The organism is Mesorhizobium sp. WSM4814 (genome assembly GCF_055811595.1).
The window spans coordinates 1-15,626 of the sequence record NZ_JBVVQT010000034.1 but is presented as its reverse complement, the minus strand read 5'-3'; the positions used below and the strand labels follow the sequence as shown (position 1 = coordinate 15,626).

General features: G+C 64.6%; 12 protein-coding genes. 5 read left to right on the top strand and 7 right to left on the bottom strand.

Going from position 1 to position 15,626, the window contains the following annotated elements:
* Positions 1–79: 79 nt before the first annotated feature.
* From AC0L2V_RS30035 to AC0L2V_RS30005, 7 genes are all read right to left on the bottom strand, one after another.
* Positions 80–1,000, bottom strand: a complete 921-nt coding sequence (locus AC0L2V_RS30035) for an ABC transporter permease (RefSeq protein WP_473521947.1) — start codon at positions 998–1,000, stop codon at positions 80–82.
* Positions 997–1,905 (bottom strand): ABC transporter permease, encoded by a 909-nt coding sequence (locus AC0L2V_RS30030; RefSeq protein ID WP_473521946.1) that lies wholly within the window; start codon positions 1,903–1,905, stop codon positions 997–999. The genes AC0L2V_RS30035 and AC0L2V_RS30030 overlap by 4 nt, the downstream gene beginning before the upstream one ends.
* Positions 1,883–2,482 carry an ANTAR domain-containing response regulator gene (locus AC0L2V_RS30025; protein WP_473521945.1) on the bottom strand — a complete coding sequence of 200 codons (600 nt, stop codon included), beginning with the start codon at positions 2,480–2,482 and terminating at the stop codon, positions 1,883–1,885. The genes AC0L2V_RS30030 and AC0L2V_RS30025 overlap by 23 nt, the downstream gene beginning before the upstream one ends.
* On the bottom strand, positions 2,479–3,606 hold the full coding sequence (locus AC0L2V_RS30020) for a transporter substrate-binding protein (protein ID WP_473521944.1): 1,128 nt from the start codon (positions 3,604–3,606) through the stop codon (positions 2,479–2,481). The genes AC0L2V_RS30025 and AC0L2V_RS30020 overlap by 4 nt, the downstream gene beginning before the upstream one ends.
* 300 nt (positions 3,607–3,906) lie before the next feature.
* On the bottom strand, positions 3,907–4,683 hold the full coding sequence (locus tag AC0L2V_RS30015; RefSeq protein WP_473521943.1) for an ABC transporter substrate-binding protein: 777 nt from the start codon (positions 4,681–4,683) through the stop codon (positions 3,907–3,909).
* A 117-nt stretch (positions 4,684–4,800) separates the two neighbouring features.
* Positions 4,801–6,546 carry a hydantoinase B/oxoprolinase family protein gene (locus tag AC0L2V_RS30010; protein WP_473521942.1) on the bottom strand — a complete coding sequence of 582 codons (1,746 nt, stop codon included), beginning with the start codon at positions 6,544–6,546 and terminating at the stop codon, positions 4,801–4,803.
* A gap of 172 nt (positions 6,547–6,718) precedes the next feature.
* The gene (locus tag AC0L2V_RS30005; protein WP_473521941.1) at positions 6,719–8,803 is read right to left on the bottom strand and encodes a hydantoinase/oxoprolinase family protein; all 2,085 of its coding nucleotides are present in this window, start codon (positions 8,801–8,803) and stop codon (positions 6,719–6,721) included.
* 233 nt (positions 8,804–9,036) lie between these two features.
* Between AC0L2V_RS30005 and AC0L2V_RS30000 the strand changes: the two genes are divergently transcribed.
* The 5 genes from AC0L2V_RS30000 (at position 9,037) to AC0L2V_RS29980 (ending at position 15,525) form a co-directional block, all read left to right on the top strand.
* The gene (locus AC0L2V_RS30000) at positions 9,037–9,864 is read left to right on the top strand and encodes a ferredoxin--NADP reductase (RefSeq protein WP_473521940.1); all 828 of its coding nucleotides are present in this window, start codon (positions 9,037–9,039) and stop codon (positions 9,862–9,864) included.
* A gap of 391 nt (positions 9,865–10,255) precedes the next feature.
* Positions 10,256–11,305, top strand: a complete 1,050-nt coding sequence (gene deoC, locus AC0L2V_RS29995; protein WP_473521939.1) for a deoxyribose-phosphate aldolase — start codon at positions 10,256–10,258, stop codon at positions 11,303–11,305.
* 14 nt (positions 11,306–11,319) lie between these two features.
* Positions 11,320–13,692: an aldehyde dehydrogenase family protein gene (locus AC0L2V_RS29990; RefSeq protein ID WP_473521938.1), complete on the top strand. Its 2,373-nt coding sequence runs from the start codon at positions 11,320–11,322 to the stop codon at positions 13,690–13,692.
* Positions 13,693–13,886: 194 nt separating this feature from the next.
* Positions 13,887–14,618 carry an SDR family oxidoreductase gene (locus tag AC0L2V_RS29985; RefSeq protein WP_473521937.1) on the top strand — a complete coding sequence of 244 codons (732 nt, stop codon included), beginning with the start codon at positions 13,887–13,889 and terminating at the stop codon, positions 14,616–14,618.
* Positions 14,619–14,679: 61 nt separating this feature from the next.
* The gene (locus AC0L2V_RS29980) at positions 14,680–15,525 is read left to right on the top strand and encodes a fumarylacetoacetate hydrolase family protein (RefSeq protein WP_473521936.1); all 846 of its coding nucleotides are present in this window, start codon (positions 14,680–14,682) and stop codon (positions 15,523–15,525) included.
* Positions 15,526–15,626: the final 101 nt, after the last annotated feature.

The following is a 15,626-nucleotide window of genomic DNA, read 5'->3' as shown; positions in this document are numbered from 1 at the left end:
GATACCGCAACGGTGGAGGTCAAGAATTTCTTCATCTCATGTTCCCTTTCTCTGGTTGTTACCGGTCTTTTTTTGGTTTTCATCTGAGCTTGATGCGCGGGTCGATGAACGGTGCGACGGTGTCGGCCAGGAGATTGCCAAGCACGATGGCGAAGGCCGAAACCAGGGTGACGCCCATGATGATCGGAATGTCGACGCGCTGGATGGCCTGCCAGGCAAGCTGGCCGATGCCGGGCCAGCCGAACACGCTTTCGACCACCACGATGCCGCCCATGAAGATGCCGATGTCGATGCCGATCATGGCGATGACCGGCAGGATGGCGTTGGGCAGTGCATGGCGGAAGATGATGGCGCCGCGCGCAAGGCCCTTGGCGCGGGCGGTCCGCATATAATCCTGGCGCAGCACGTCGATCATCGACGAGCGCATCATGCGGGCGTACCAGCCGGCGCCGAGTATTCCCATGGTCAGGGACGGCAGCACCAGATGGCGCCAGGTGCCGTAGCCGCCGATCGGAAACCAGCCGAGCTGCACGGCGAATACGTAAAGGAGCAGCAGGCCGACGACGAACTGCGGCGCCGAGACGCCGACAAAAGACGCGACCATCAGCGTCTGGTCGGTGGCGGTGCCGCGCCTGACGGCGGCAACAAGGCCCATCGTCAGGCCGATCGTCAGCTCGCAAAGGATGGCGCCGACCATCAAAAGCAGGCTTGCCGGCAGCCGCGACACGATGAGCTCCGTGACCTCGGAACGCTGGATGTAGGAGCGCCCGAGATCGCCGCTGAGCAGGCTGGTCAGATAGTGCCAGTACTGGATGAAGAAGGGCTGGTCGAGGCCGAGCTGCCGGCGGATGTTCTCGACCGTTTCGGGCGTGGCACTGCGGCCGGCGATCTGGCGGACGGGGTCGGCGGGCAGCAGGTAGAGCAGTGCAAAGGTGATCAGCGACACGCCGAGCAGGATGAGCACGGACTGGATAACGCGGCGGCCGAGATAGGCGATCATGCCCGGCCCCTTTGCGTCGGATCGAGGATGTCGCGCAGCGCATCGCCGATGAGGTTGAAGGCCAGCGCCAGCGCCAGGATCGCCGCACCAGGAAAGAAGACCAGCCAGGGCGCTGCCTGAAAATAGGTCTGGTTCTCGAAAATGATGTTGCCCCAGGATGCGGTCGGCGGCTGCACGCCGATGCCGAGATAGCTGAGCGTTGCTTCGAGCAGCACCGTCGTCGAGATGCCGAGCGTGCCCCAGACGATGATCGTCGGCAGCAAATGCGGCAGGATATGGCGAAACAGGATGCGTGGCGCGCTGGCCCCGATCGTACGCTCGGCGTCGATGAACTCGCGCTCGGCGAGCGAGCTGGTCTCGGTGTAGATGACCCGCGCGGTCTGCACCCAGTTCACCAGAGCGATCACCATGGCAACGATCCACAGGCTCGGCTGGAGCACCGCCGCCAGGCAGATGGCGAGCAGCAGCGCCGGAAAGGCCATCATCAGATCGGTGAAGCGCATCAGCGCGCCACCGATCCAGCCGCGGAAATAGCCCGCGGTGACGCCAACCAGCGTGCCGATCAGAAGCGCCACGCCGTTGGCGACGATGCCGATGATCAGCGAGGTGCGTGCGCCGAAAAGGATGCGGGTCAGCAGATCGCGGCCGAGCAGATCCGTGCCCAGCCAGAAGCTGGCATTCGGCGGCAAGGGCGCACCTTCAAGCGTGAGCCCGTCAAACATCTGCTCGTTCGGATCGTAGCCCGTCAGCCACGGCGCCAGGATGGCGCCGGCCAGGACGACGGCAACGATCACCAGGCCGATCAACGCCAGGGGACGCTTGACCAGACGCCGCCAGACGCCGGCGCGCGGCCTGGCCGGCATGCGCCCGGTTGCCGGAAGGTCAGGCGCGATGGGACTGGTCATCGCCGCCTTCTTCCGTCATCGCCACGATCCTGCGCGCGGCCTCTTCGACACTGATCTGCCAGCTCATCGCCAGCGACCGGAGCTGCGCATAGGCGCGGCCGTCCTCGGCGCCTTTCGACAAGGCCTCCACCGCGCGCACGATGGTCTGGCGCTCTGCGACGCGCAGGCGAAGCGACGATATCTCGCTTGCCAAAAGCTTGCGCGCCTCGAAACTCTGCCGCGCGATCAAAAGGGCGCTGTAGACGCCGGCATTGCCGACCGGCTTCAGCAACTGGGCGTCGGCCTTGTGCGACAGCGCCCACTCGATGCGGCCCGGCGCCTCGGAGCCGATCAGCGCCACCAGCGGCATCGGCGCCTCACCCGGCGTCCAGGGGAATTGTTCGTCGAAGCCGAGATCGGCATCGAAGAAGACGAAATCCGCCGCCAGCGCCTCGGCCGGCAGTTCCGGCCAGCAGCCGACCGTCTCGAGGCCGATTGCCGACAGTTGCCGCGTGATCGCCTGCACCGTCGGATGCGGACGATGCAGGACAAAGGCCCTGGCGCCGCCGAGATTCGGGATGCGCGGCACCCTGCTCACGAGACCACCCTCAAGCGTGGGCGGCCGAACGTCTCGGTGCGGTCATAGCGGGACAGATAGGGATCGGGCGCGACACCGTTGGTCAGCGTGACGGTCTTGAATGCGGTGCCCTCGATGCGCCCGATCTGCACCGGCAAGGTGGCGTGCTGGGTTTGCGGATCGATGGAGATGTCGCCCAACGGGGTTCGAAACGAGGTTCCGGCAAAGGCCTGGGGAAGGTCGGGCCATTGTCCGCCGGGATTGCGGGCAAGAATTTCGGCAAGCGTCCGCACCGAGGCATAGGCCGCCGCCTCGAAGGACGAGGCTGGCATGATGGAGGGCGCCGAATCGCCCTGGCGATCCGCTGCCGAGATGTCGTGAAAGTATGGCCCGACGGAAAGGTGGCCATTGCCCGCCCCGTTGAGCGCCGGCAACTCGCATTCGGTGAGATTGCAGGACAGGATCGGGCAGCGCTCCGGCCTGAAATGCGGGTCGCGTTCGGCGAGTTCGGCATAGGCAGTGATGAAGGCGTAGGACGAGGAACCAATCAGATTGTTCAGGACGAAATCCGGCCGGGTCGCATGGATCTCGGCGATCAGCCTGGAGACATCGACCTCGCCGAGCGGCAGATAGCGTTCGCCCAAAACCTTGCCGCCGGCGTCGGCGATCAGGTCGCGGGCGACACGGTTGGTCTCCCAGCCCCAGATGTAGTTCGAGCCGAGCAGAAAACCGTTGGCGCCGAAGCGCGGCACGACATGGGCCAGCAGCGGGACGAGATGCTGGTTCGGGCAAGCATGCATGTAGACGACATGCTCGTTCGCTTCGAAGCCCTCATAGGGACAGGCATACCAGAGCGTGCCGCCGGCGCGCTCGAGGATCGGGATGACCTCCTTGCGGCTCCATGACGTGATGCAGCCAATGATGTGGCGCGCGCCGCTGCTGGCGAGAATGTCGGCGCATCCCGTCGCGTAGCCATCGATGTTGCCTTGCGGGTCGCGCTCGACCGGAACGAATTCGATCGGGATGGCGGGATCGGCATTGACATCGGCGATGGCCGTCATCGCACCGGAACGGCAGGATTCGGACAGCAGGCGGTAGTTGCCCGACCGCGAGTAAAGGATGCCGATTTCGATACGCCGTCCCAAGCAAATCCCCAAAATAACAATGCCCCGCAGCCGCCGCCGCGGAAGGCGAGGCATACGAGGCATTTTTGCCGCCCGGCGGTCGGAGCCGGTATTTTCTCCATTAGCGTATTCGGTACGGCGGGTCAGTCAAGCGGGAAAGTGGAGGCCGGCCGGACGATGCTGCTGTAGAAGGGGGAGCGCCGTTCGGGCTTCACCAATTGTCGATGTTGGCGCTGCCCCTCATCGCCCTGCCGGGCACTTCTCCCCGTATAGTGACGGGGAGAAGAGGCTTATTCCTGCACCGTTGCCGATTGCCTCCGGCTACTCGCCGTAGACGTCGAAGGCAAAATATCTGTCGTTGATTTCCTTGTATTTGCCGTTGGCGCGCAGCGCGTCGATCGCCGCGTCGAGTTTTTGGGCCAACTCCTTGTTGCCCTTCTGCAGCGCGATGCCGACACCCGGTCCATGGATGGCCGGGTCTGGCGCCAGGGTGCCGAGCAGTTTGCAACAGGCGCCCTCGGGCTTCTTCAGCCATTCGGTCAGCAGGATGGAGCCGTCCATCACCGCGTCGAGGCGGCCGTTGACCATGTCGGTGCGGGCGTCGTCGCCGGTCGGATACGGTCTGATGGTCGAGCCTGCGTATTTCTGCTCGGCGAAATTCTGGTGGATCGTGGCGCTCTGCACGCCAAGCGCCTTGCCTTTCAGCTCCTCGGGCGAGGTGCCGGTGACGGTCGAATCCTTCGGCACCGCGATGGCCGGCGGCGTCTGGTAGTATTTTTTGGTGAAGTCGACCTTCTCGGCGCGTTCCGGCGTGATGGTGATGTTGATGATGGCGTCGAACTTGCCGGCCTGCAGTGCGGGAATAGAGCCGTCGAAATCCTGCACTGTGAATTCGCACTCGGTCTTCATCTCGGCGCACAGCGCCTTGCCGAGATCGATGTCGAAGCCGCCCAGCGTGCCGTCGGCATTGGCATAGTTGAACGGCGGATAGGCGCCCTCGGTGCCAAGCCTGAGTTTCTTGTCCTGGGCTGAGGCAGCACCGGTGGCGAGCGCCAGGGCGACGGCAGCGGCAGCCAAGAAACGACCGAAAAGGCGCATGATCCAGATCTCCGTTGTGGAGCAAAGTCTACGGGGTTTTGTGGGCGCGGCGGAGACGGAAACGACATGCCCTGCGGCGATCACGCCGCGGCAAGGCCCGATTGGAGGCTTCGTCGGTCAGCCGGCTGCTCGTGCCCGCTCGGTGGCGGCCTGGTCGATTGCCGACCCATCCGCGGACAGGGCAACGCCAAATTTCTCGGTGGCCTGTTCGGGCGTGTAATAGCCCAGGGCGACATCCCGCAGCACCAGTTGCGGGTCGCGCTGCAGGGGATCGCCATAGCCGCCGCCTCCCGGCGTGCCGACGCGCACGCGGTCGCCGGTTTTTAGCGCGATGTCCTGCTCCTTGGAGAGGTGCGGCGGCACATGTTCTCTGCCGTCGCGGAACACGGTCACCGTGTTGACCGCGCCGTCCCTGCCGCCGAGCGCGCCTTGCGGGCCGAAACGGCCGTGGTCCATGACGAAGGAGGCGCGGGCGTCGCCGCGCAGGATCTCGACCTCATAAGCGAGGCCGAAACCGCCGCGATGCCTGCCGGCGCCGCCCGAGCCGTCGCGCAGGGCATAGTGGCGATAGAGCACCGGAAACGCCTGTTCCATGATCTCGACCGGCGGCGATTTGGAAATGCCGATGGTCGAGCAGCCATTGCTCAGGCCGTCGTGACCGGCATTGCCGCCATAGCCGCCGCCAGAAATCTGGTACATGACGTAGTCGCGGCCGCGGGCCGGATCGTTGCCGCCGAGCGCGAAATTGCCGCTGGAGCCGGCCGGAGCCGCCGTCACCTTGTCGGGCAGCGCCTGCACCATCGCCGCGAACACCGCTTCGGCGATGCGCTGCGAAACCTCGGCGGCACAGCCCGAGACCGGGCGCGGATATCTGGCGTCGAGAAAAGTGCCTTCCGGCCGCTTGACGATCAGCGGCTCGAAGGCGCCGGCGCTGATCGGCACGTCGGGAAAAATGTGGCGCATGGCGAGATAAACCGACGACAAGGTCGTCGCCAGCACGCTGTTCATCGGCCCGGCGCAGGGTTTTGACGAGCCCGAAAAATCGAAGCTGAGCGTGTCGCCTTGTTTCTCGACGGCCAGCGCGATGGTCAGTGGCTGGTTGACCACCCCGTCGGAATCGACGAAGGCTTTTGAGCGATAGATGCCGTCGGGAACGGCCGAAATGTTGGCGCGCATCTGCTCGGCGGCGCGGCGGCGCAGTTCGGCGATCGCCTCGACGACTGTTTCGTCACCGTACCGATCCAGGATTCCATTGAGCCTATCCTGGCCGATCAGCAGTGCCGCCGCCTGCGCGCGAATATCGCCGATGCGCTGGTCGGCAACCCGGATGTTGGAGCAGATGATGGCGTAGATCTCGCGATCGAGCACGCCCTGCTTGAACAGTTTCACCGGCGGCACCCGCAGGCCTTCCTGCTCGACCGCCGTTGCCGAGGCAGAAAAACCGCCCGGCACCGAGCCGCCGATATCGGGCCAGTGGCCGGTGTTCGACAGCCAGCAGAAAATTTTTCCGTTGCGGTAGACCGGCATGGCGAAGCGCACATCCATCAGATGGGTGCCGCCGAGATAGGGGTCGTTGACGATGTAGATGTCGCCTGGCTCGGGCGGCAGGCAGCGTCCGTCGGCGATCATCTCGATCACCGTTCTGGTCGAATACTGCATGACGCCGACGAACACCGGCAGGCCCTGGCTGCCCTGCGCGATCAGCGATCCGTCGAGCGCCGAATAGATGCCGTCGGAGCGGTCGTTGGCCTCGGCGATGACGGGCGAAAAGGCGGCGCGCGAAAAGGTCAGGTCCATCTCGTCGCAGACCTGCTGCAGCGCCGCCTGGATGACCGAAAGCGTGATGGCGTCGAGAGTGATCATCCGCGCGGACCCCCACCCCTAACCCCTCCCCACAAGGGGGAGGGGGATTCTTGTTGGCGCTGAAAGCAGCAAATCGCTGCGTGTCGATGCCAGGAACTGGTGGCTCGACCAAATCCTCCTCCCCCCTGTGGGGAGGAGTTAGGGGTGGGGGTCCTCTTCGATGAAAGCCTTGTCATATCTGCCCCACCTCGATGATGATGTTGCCGTCGGCGTCCGAGCGCGCCCGGTCGCCGGGCTCGAGCACGGTGGTGGCGTCCATCTGTTCGAGGATCGCCGGCCCCTCGATGACGGCGGCGAGCGGCAGCTTTTCCCTGACATAGACCGGCGTGTCGTGCCAGCGCCCGCCATACCAGACCGGCCGGATCTCGCGGCGCGCCTCATCAAGCGTTTTGGCGCGGCCAGCCGGGTCGATCAGCCGCGACAGATCGATCGCCGGCCGCACGCCGGTGACCGAAGTGTTGAGGTTGACCAGATTGGCGCGGATTTCTGGCAGCTCGACCTTGAAGCGGGCGAAATAGGCCTTTTCGAACAGTTGCTGCAATGTTTCACGCGTCACTGAAGACGACGGCAGCGGCACGTTGATGATGTGGGTCTGGCCGACGAACTGCATGTCGGCGGAATGGGTGACGCGGATCGTCTCCGGCTTTACTGCCTCCTTGCCGATCAGCTCCCCGCCTTCGTTTCGGTGCCGTTCCAATATTGCCTGAAGCTTGGTTTCATCAAGGCTGGCCACCGGCTGGTTGACGGTGTTGACGAAATCGTGCCTGAGATCGGCGACGACGCAGCCGAGCGCATTGGTGATGCCCGGCCGCGCCGGCACCAGCACTTTTGGCAGGCCGAGCTCGCGCGCCAGAGCGGTGGCATGCAGCGGCCCGGCGCCGCCGAAGGCGAACAGCGCGAAATCGCGCGGGTCGTGGCCGCGCGACACCGAGACCATGCGGATGGCGCCGGCCATCTTGATGTTGCCGAGCCGCAGCACCGCGCCCGCCGCTTCGACACCGGACAGGCCGGTGGGGCGGCCGATCCTGTCTTCGAAGATGCCGGTGACGTGCTCTGATGTGACCGGATTTTCAACGGCAAGCAGTTTTTTCGGCGCCAGCCGGCCAAGCACCAGATTGGCGTCGGTGATGGTCGGTTCAACGCCGCCGCGGCCGTAGCAGATCGGGCCGGGATTGGCGCCGGCGCTTTCCGGGCCGATCTGGATCAGGCCGGCGGCATCGACGCGGGCGATCGAGCCGCCGCCGGCGCCGACCGTGTGCACCGCCACCATCGGCACATGGATCGGCATCGCATATTCGATCTCGATCTCGTTCGACACCGCCGGTTCGGCATTGCGGATCAGCGCCACGTCGGTCGAGGTGCCGCCCATGTCGTAGGTGACCAGGTTGTCGAAGCCGGCGCGCTTTCCGGTATAGGCGGCGGCGATGACGCCGGAGGCCGGACCGGACATCACCGTCTTGGCCGACTCACGGGTGACAAAGCGGGCCGAGATCATGCCGCCATTGCCGTTCATGATCAGGAAGTCGCGGGCGTAGCCTTTTGCCGCCAATTCCTTGCGCAGCCGCTCGACATAGCGCTCGAGGATCGGCTGCACCGAGGCGTTGACCGAAGCGGTGACGCCGCGCTCGAATTCGCGCGCTTCCGACAGCAGCGCATGGCCTGTCGTGATGTAGCTGTTCGGCCAAAGCGCGGCGGCGATCTCGGCGGCGCGCCGCTCATGCGCCGGATTGGCGTAGGAATGCAGGAAATGGATGACGAGCGATTCGCAGCCGGCCGCGATCAATTGTGAAACCGCCGCGCGCATCTCGGTCTCGTCGAGCGGAATGCGCACCGCGCCCGAGGCTTCGACGCGCTCCGAGACTTCAAGCCGCAGGTTGCGCGGAATGATCGGGACGAAGCTGCCGGTCATGCCATAGGCCTGCGGCCGCGTCCGCCGGCCAAGCTCGATGACGTCGCGAAAGCCGCGCGTGGTGATCATGCCGGTCCTGGCCAGCCGGCGTTCGAGCACTGCGTTGGTGGTGGTGGTCGTGCCGTGCACGATGAGGTCGATGCCGCGGATGGGAAAACCGGTGGCGTCGAGCGCCGAAACCACCCCAAAAGCCTGGTTGTCGATCGTGGTCGGGGTCTTGGCGATATGCACCTTGCCACCGTGACGGCCGTCGATCAGCAGCAGGTCGGTAAAGGTTCCGCCGACATCGATGCCGGCGACGACGCTGCCCGAGGAATCCAGCGTCTGCGCCGAAAAATTCTCTTCCATTGTCGAAACCCGAAATGTCAGAACTACAGATATGTCTCAGTTTGGAAAGGTGTTTCAGCCTGGCGTCTTGACGCAAATATCATTTGTATACTAATAAATTCCGGACACAAGAGCTTACCGCTTGGCAGTGTGCAAACGGCACGCCGGAACCTGATCGGTTCGGGCGCGCAGGAGAAGGTTTGGCGTCAGCGCCCTCGGGTGGGCCAGAAGGTTAGGCCAGAAGGTTAGGTTTGATGAACACCACATCCGCGCTCAACACCGCCGGCGCCCGGCCGCTGCAGTTCCCGATTCCGGCCAATGTCTATGCCGAAACCGTGGTCTCGGTGAAGCACTATACCGACCGGCTGTTTTCGTTCCGCATCACCCGGCCGCAGTCGCTGCGCTTCCGCTCCGGCGAGTTCGTCATGATCGGCCTGCCCAATGCCGAGAAGCCGGTGTTCCGCGCCTATTCGATCGCCAGCCCCGCCTGGGACGACGAGCTCGAATTCTTCTCGATCAAGGTGCCGGACGGCCCGCTGACGTCTGAGCTGCAAAAAATCGAGATCGGCGACACCGTCATCATGCGGCAAAAATCGACCGGCACGCTGGTGGTCGACGCGTTGACCCCGGCCAAGCGCCTGTTCATGATCTCGACCGGCACCGGCATCGCGCCCTTCGCCAGCCTGCTGCGCGATCCCGACACTTTTGAGAAATTCGAGCAGGTCGTGCTGACCCACACCTGCCGCGACAATGCCGAACTCACCTACGGCCAAGAGCTGGTTGCAGAGCTGGAGAACGACCCGCTGATCGGCGAGCTGACCGGCGGCCGCGTCACGCTCTACAATTCGACAACGCGCGAAACCTCCGAGCGCATGGGCCGCATCACTGCGCTGATCGGCTCGGGAAAATTTTTTACCGATCTCGGCATCGACAAGCTCGACCCCGAAACCGACCGCATCATGATCTGCGGCTCGATGCACATGCTCAGGGATGTCAAGGAACTGGCCGAAAGCCTCGGCTTCGAGGAAGGCTCGCTGCACCATCCGGCAAGCTTCGTCGTCGAGCGGGCGTTTGTCGGCTGAGACGCTCCGCTTGTTTCTGTGACGCCGGGGATTGGCGAAAGCCGGGATCACGGCCGATCTCCCCCCTTGCGGGGGAGATGTCCGGCAGGACAGAGGGGGGTGGGAAGGATCGCTACTGCTTTCATTCTACGCTTCGACGCCCGAGAATGGGCCTTGGGATCCCTGACTTTCGAGCGTCGCGGCGGTGCAGGCCTTTTTGATGCCGGCGGGACAGCACCCCCCTCTGTCCTGCCGGACATCTCCCCCGCAAGGGGGGAGATTGGCAGCTTCTACGCAGCGCTGTTCGGCTGATGTCACAGCTGGCTTTTTCAACTATGACCGCCTGAAGGACTCGTGAAGCGCTGCTTCACGGGCTATCTTCGGCACAAGTCGTCGAACGAAAGGGCAGGAGATGAGCAGCACCAGCCGCGAAGCAGAGCGCGGACCTTCGAAGATCACGCCGCTGCCGGCGCGCACCGCCGCCAATGCGCCGGCGCTGCAAGCGCACGGCATTGCCCGCAATCCCGGCATGACGCTCGATCTCGGCTTCATGGAATCGATGCGCAGCGTCAACCGCTCGGCGCTGGAACGGCGTGTCGCCAGCCTGGCCAAGCGGCGCTCGATCAAGGCCGACAACCAGGCCGCCTGGCTGCTGCGCGCCGTCGCCTGCATGGACCTGACGACGCTGAACTCGAACGACACCGACGAGCGCGTGCGCCGGCTCTGCGCCAAGGCGGTCAATCCGTTCCGCCGCGACATCGTCGAAGGCCTCGGCATTACTGGCGAGAAGATCCGCCCGGCGGCGGTCTGCGTCTATCATCCCTTCGTCGCCACTGCCGTCGATGCGCTGCGCGGCAGCGGCATCCATGTCGCCGCCGTTTCCACCGCCTTCCCTCACGGCCTCACCCCGCTGTCGACGCGGCTGCAGGAGATCGAAGCCTCGGTGAGCGACGGCGCCGACGAGATCGACGTGGTCATTCCACGCGGCCTGGTCTTTGCCGCGAAATGGCAGGAACTCTATAGCGAAATCGTCTCGATGCGCGCCGCCTGCGGCGAGGCGCATCTGAAGGTCATTCTCGGCACCGGCGACCTCGCGACGCTGCGCAACGTCATGCTGGCGTCGATGGTGGCGATGATGGCGGGCGCCGATTTCATAAAGACCTCGACCGGCAAGGAAAGCGTCAACGCGACATTGCCGGTCGGCCTTGCCATGGTGCGCGCCATCCGCGCCTATTTCGAGGAGACCGGCTACCTCATCGGCTTCAAGCCGGCCGGCGGCATTTCGACGGCAAAAGCGTCGCTCGACTGGCTGGTGCTGATGAGGGAGGAGCTTGGCCGGCGGTGGCTGGAGCCGGACCTGTTCCGCTTCGGCGCGTCGAGCCTGTTGACCGACATCGAGCGCCAGCTCGAACATCATCTGACCGGTCACTATTCGGCCAATCATCGCCACGCGATGGCGTGAGGCGGGAGCCCCCCATGAACATTCTCGAACGCTATCATGCCATGGACTACGGCCCGGCGCCGGAGGCCCGCAATGAGGCCGATGCCTGGCTTGCCGCGCGTGATTTCTCCAAAGCGCTGTTCATCGGCGGCGACTGGAAGGCAGCCGCCAGCGGCAAGACCTTTGACACCAGCGATCCGTCATCGGGAAAATTGCTGGCAAAAGTGTCGGATGCCGGGGCTGCCGATATCGACGCGGCGGTTTCGGCCGCGACAAAAGCGCTGCCGAAATGGAGAGCCAGCTCCGGCTACAGCCGTGCAAAGGTGCTCTACGCCATCGGCCGCGCCATGCAGCGCCACCAGCGGCTGTTTGCGGTGCTGGAATCGATCGACAACGGCAAGCCGATCCGCGAAAGCCGCGACATCGATGTGCCGTTGGCCATCCGCCATTTCATCCACCATGCCGGCTGGGCGCAGGCGCTGGACAGGGATTTCCCTGATCAGAAGGGCGTCGGCGTCGTCGGCCAGATCATCCCGTGGAATTTCCCGCTGTTGATGCTGGCCTGGAAGATCGCGCCTGCGCTCGCCGCCGGCTGCACGGTGGTGCTCAAGCCGGCCGAGTTCACGCCGCTCACCGCCATCCTGTTCGCCGAGATTTGTCAGCGCGCCGGCGTGCCGAAGGGCGTCGTCAACATCGTCCAGGGCGGACCCGAAGCGGGCGCGGCAATCGTCAACCATTCCGGCGTCCAAAAAATCGCCTTCACCGGCTCGTCCGAGGTCGGCAAGATCATCCGCAAGGCCACTGCCGGGTCGGGCAAAAAGATATCGCTGGAACTTGGCGGCAAATCGGCCTTCGTCGTCTTCGAGGACGCCGACCTCGACAGCGCCGTCGAGGGATTGGTCGACGGCATCTGGTTCAACCAGGGCCAGGTCTGCTGCGCCGGCTCGCGCCTTTTGGTGCAGGAAGGCATCGCCGAGGCCTTCGTCGCCAAGGTCAAGACGCGGATGAGCCGGCTGCGTGTCGGCAGCCCGCTCGACAAGAACACCGATATCGGCCCGCTGGTCGACCTGACCCAGCTCGATCGCGTCAAGGGGCTGGTCGCCGAAGGCGCCAAACAGGGCGCCATCTGCTGGCAACCGGACGTGGCGCTGCCGTCTTCCGGTTATTATCACCTGCCGACACTCGCCACCGGTGTTTCTCCGGCCAATATCCTGGCCCAAGAAGAAGTATTCGGGCCGGTGCTGGCGACCATGACCTTCCGCAACACCGAGGAAGCGATCGAGCTCGCCAACAACACGCGCTACGGCCTGGCCGCCTCGGTGTGGAGCGAGAACGTCAACCTTGCGCTGCACGTCGCGCCGCAATTGAAGGCCGGCGTCGTCTGGGTCAACGGCACCAACATGTTCGATGCCGCCTGCGGCTTCGGCGGTTATCGCGAGAGCGGCTTTGGCCGCGAAGGCGGGCGCGAGGGCATGTTCGAATATTTCTCGGCAAAACTGCCTCTTGGTCCCGCCATCAAGCCGGCAACGGCACCGGCTCCGTCGATCGAGCAGGCCGAAAGCGACGCCATCGACCGCACGGCAAAACTCTTCATCGGCGGCAAGCAGGTGCGGCCGGACGGCAATTATTCGCTTGCCGTCGCCAGCGCCAAGGGCAAGCTTGCCGGCGAGGTCGGTCTCGGCAGCCGCAAGGATATTCGCGATGCCGTCGCGGCTGCACGCGCCTGCAAGGCCTGGCCGGAGGCGACCGCCTATAACCGCAGCCAGGTGCTGTATTATCTGGCCGAGAACCTGTCCGGCCGTGCCAACGAATTTGCCGCTCGCCTCACCGAGCTTACCGGCGCTACCGCCAAGGCGGCGCGCGACGAGGTCGACCAATCAATCGAGCGGCTGTTCCTCTATGCCGGCCTGGCCGACAAGTTCGAGGGCCGCGTCCACCAGCCGCCGGCCCGCGCCGTCACTTTGGCGCTGCATGAGCCGGTCGGCGTCGTCGGCATCGTGGTATCAGACAATGCGCCGCTGCTCGGCCTGATCTCGCTGGTGGCGCCGGCGCTGGCCATGGGCAACACCGTGGTCGCGGTGCCGTCGGAAAAATATCCGCTGCTTGCCACCGATCTCTACCAGGTCATCGAATATTCCGACGTTCCGGCCGGCGCCATCAACATCGTCACCGGCCGCACCGCCGAGCTCGCCGGCGTGCTGGCCAGGCACGACGATGTCGACGGGCTGTGGCTGTTCGCCGATGCCGAAACCTGCGCCAGGGCCGAAGCCGACTCCGTCGGCAATCTCAAGCGCGTCTGGACCGGCAACGGCCGCAGCCTCGACTGGGCGTCGGCCGAGGCCGCCGGCGATGCGTTGCTGCGCCGCGCCGTCGAGGTCAAGAACGTCTGGGTGCCCTACGGCGACTGAGCGTGTGTGTAGTTGTCGACGTCGGCGCCGCCCCTCATTGCCCTGCCGGGCATTTCTCCCCGTATAGTGACGGGGGAGAAAGACGCTGCCTCGGCGCCGGGCTTGACGGGCTAAAAGATGTTCTTTACCGAGAAAAAACATTTTCCACCCCTAGGCGAATAGCACCCGGGCGGCGACAGAGGGAGAAAAAAAGCATGGCGGATCTGGCAGGCAAGATCGTTGTCGTCACGGCGGCGGCACAAGGCATCGGCCGGGCGAGTGCGCTGGCTTTCGCCAAGGCAGGCGCTATCGTTCACGCCACCGACATCAACGAGGTGCTGCTCGCCGACCTCGGCAAGACGGCAGATATCAAGACCCGCAAGCTCGACGTGCTGAACGACGAGGCGGTCGAAACTGCCTTCGCCGAGATCGGCGCTGTCGACGTGCTGTTCAACTGCGCCGGCTTCGTCCATTCGGGCTCGATCCTCGAGATGAAGGACGCCGATCTCGATTTTGCTTTGGATCTCAACGTCCGCTCGATGATCCGCACCATCCGCGCGGTGCTGCCCGGCATGCTGGAACGCGGCAACGGCTCGATCATCAACATGGCGTCGCTGGCCGGCTCGACCAAGGGCGTGCCCAACCGCTTCGTCTATGGGCTGACCAAGGCGGCGGTCATCGGCCTGACCAAATCGGTCGCCGCCGACTATGTCGGCAAGGGCATACGCTGCAACGCCATTTGCCCGGGCACGGTCGAAAGCCCGTCGCTGGAGGACCGCATGCATGCGCAGGGCGACTACGAGGCTGCCCGCGCCGCCTTCATCGCCCGCCAGCCGATGGGCCGCCTCGGCACACCCGAGGAAATCGCCGATCTCGCCGTCTATCTGGCCGGCGCCACCTATACGTCGGGGCAGGCTTATAATATCGACGGTGGCTGGTCGATCTAAGAGGCCATTTGAAAACTCTGAGTTTGCAAACGGCCTCTGCGCCGCAATCAGGAGAAAAAGAATGAAACTGCTGCGCTATGGCGAAGCGGGGAGCGAACGCCCCGGCCTGCTCGATGCGGATGGAACGATCCGCGACCTCTCCGGCCATGTCACCGACATTGCCGGCAAGGCGCTCGACCCGGCATCGCTCGAAACGCTGTCGAAGCTCGATCCGAAATCGCTGCCGGCGGTTTCCGGCAATCCCCGCATCGGCGCCTGCGTCGCCGGCACCGGCAAATTCATCTGCATCGGCCTCAACTATTCCGACCATGCCGCCGAGACCGGCGCCACCGTGCCACCGGAGCCGATCATCTTCATGAAGGCAAGCTCGGCCATCGTCGGGCCTGACGACGACGTGCTGATCCCGCGCGGCTCGGTCAAGACCGACTGGGAAGTCGAGCTTGGCGTGGTCATCGGCAGAAAGGCGAAGTACGTCACCGAGGCCGAGGCGCTAAATTATGTGGCTGGCTATTGCGTCGCGCACGACGTGTCCGAGCGCGCCTTCCAGGCCGAGCGCCAGGGCCAGTGGACCAAGGGCAAGAGCTGCGACACATTCGGGCCGATCGGCCCGTGGCTGGTGACCAAGGACGAGGTCCAGGACCCGCAGAACATCCCGATGTGGCTGAAGGTCAACGGCAAGACGATGCAGAACGGCTCGACCAAAACCATGGTCTATGGCGTCGCCTACCTGGTCTCCTATCTCAGCCAGTTCATGTCGCTGCATCCTGGCGACATCATCTCGACCGGCACGCCGCCCGGCGTCGGGCTCGGCATGAAGCCGCCGGTGTTCCTAAAACCCGGCGACGTCGTCGAGCTCGGCATCGAAGGGCTGGGCATGCAGAAGCAGACGTTCAAGGCGGACGCGTAGCGTCGCTCTGCCTTCTCCCCTTGTGAGGCCTTTGCACAGAATCGGATTGATGATTCCGGGGGTAAGGAAGAGAGGGAGATGATTCGGATGGTCGATCGTGT

What these genes read in the sequence shown, in the direction of transcription:
- AC0L2V_RS30030 (WP_473521946.1), bottom strand. Translation starts at nt 1,905, where the DNA reads ATGACCAGTCCCATCGCGCCTGACCTTCCGGCAACCGGGCGCATGCCG.
- AC0L2V_RS30005 (WP_473521941.1), bottom strand. Translation starts at nt 8,803, where the DNA reads ATGGAAGAGAATTTTTCGGCGCAGACGCTGGATTCCTCGGGCAGCGTC.
- AC0L2V_RS29990 (WP_473521938.1), top strand. Translation starts at nt 11,320, where the DNA reads ATGAACATTCTCGAACGCTATCATGCCATGGACTACGGCCCGGCGCCG.
- deoC (WP_473521939.1), top strand. Translation starts at nt 10,256, where the DNA reads ATGAGCAGCACCAGCCGCGAAGCAGAGCGCGGACCTTCGAAGATCACG.
- AC0L2V_RS30010 (WP_473521942.1), bottom strand. Translation starts at nt 6,546, where the DNA reads ATGATCACTCTCGACGCCATCACGCTTTCGGTCATCCAGGCGGCGCTG.
- AC0L2V_RS29985 (WP_473521937.1), top strand. Translation starts at nt 13,887, where the DNA reads ATGGCGGATCTGGCAGGCAAGATCGTTGTCGTCACGGCGGCGGCACAA.
- AC0L2V_RS30015 (WP_473521943.1), bottom strand. Translation starts at nt 4,683, where the DNA reads ATGCGCCTTTTCGGTCGTTTCTTGGCTGCCGCTGCCGTCGCCCTGGCG.
- AC0L2V_RS30035 (WP_473521947.1), bottom strand. Translation starts at nt 1,000, where the DNA reads ATGATCGCCTATCTCGGCCGCCGCGTTATCCAGTCCGTGCTCATCCTG.
- AC0L2V_RS30000 (WP_473521940.1), top strand. Translation starts at nt 9,037, where the DNA reads ATGAACACCACATCCGCGCTCAACACCGCCGGCGCCCGGCCGCTGCAG.
- AC0L2V_RS29980 (WP_473521936.1), top strand. Translation starts at nt 14,680, where the DNA reads ATGAAACTGCTGCGCTATGGCGAAGCGGGGAGCGAACGCCCCGGCCTG.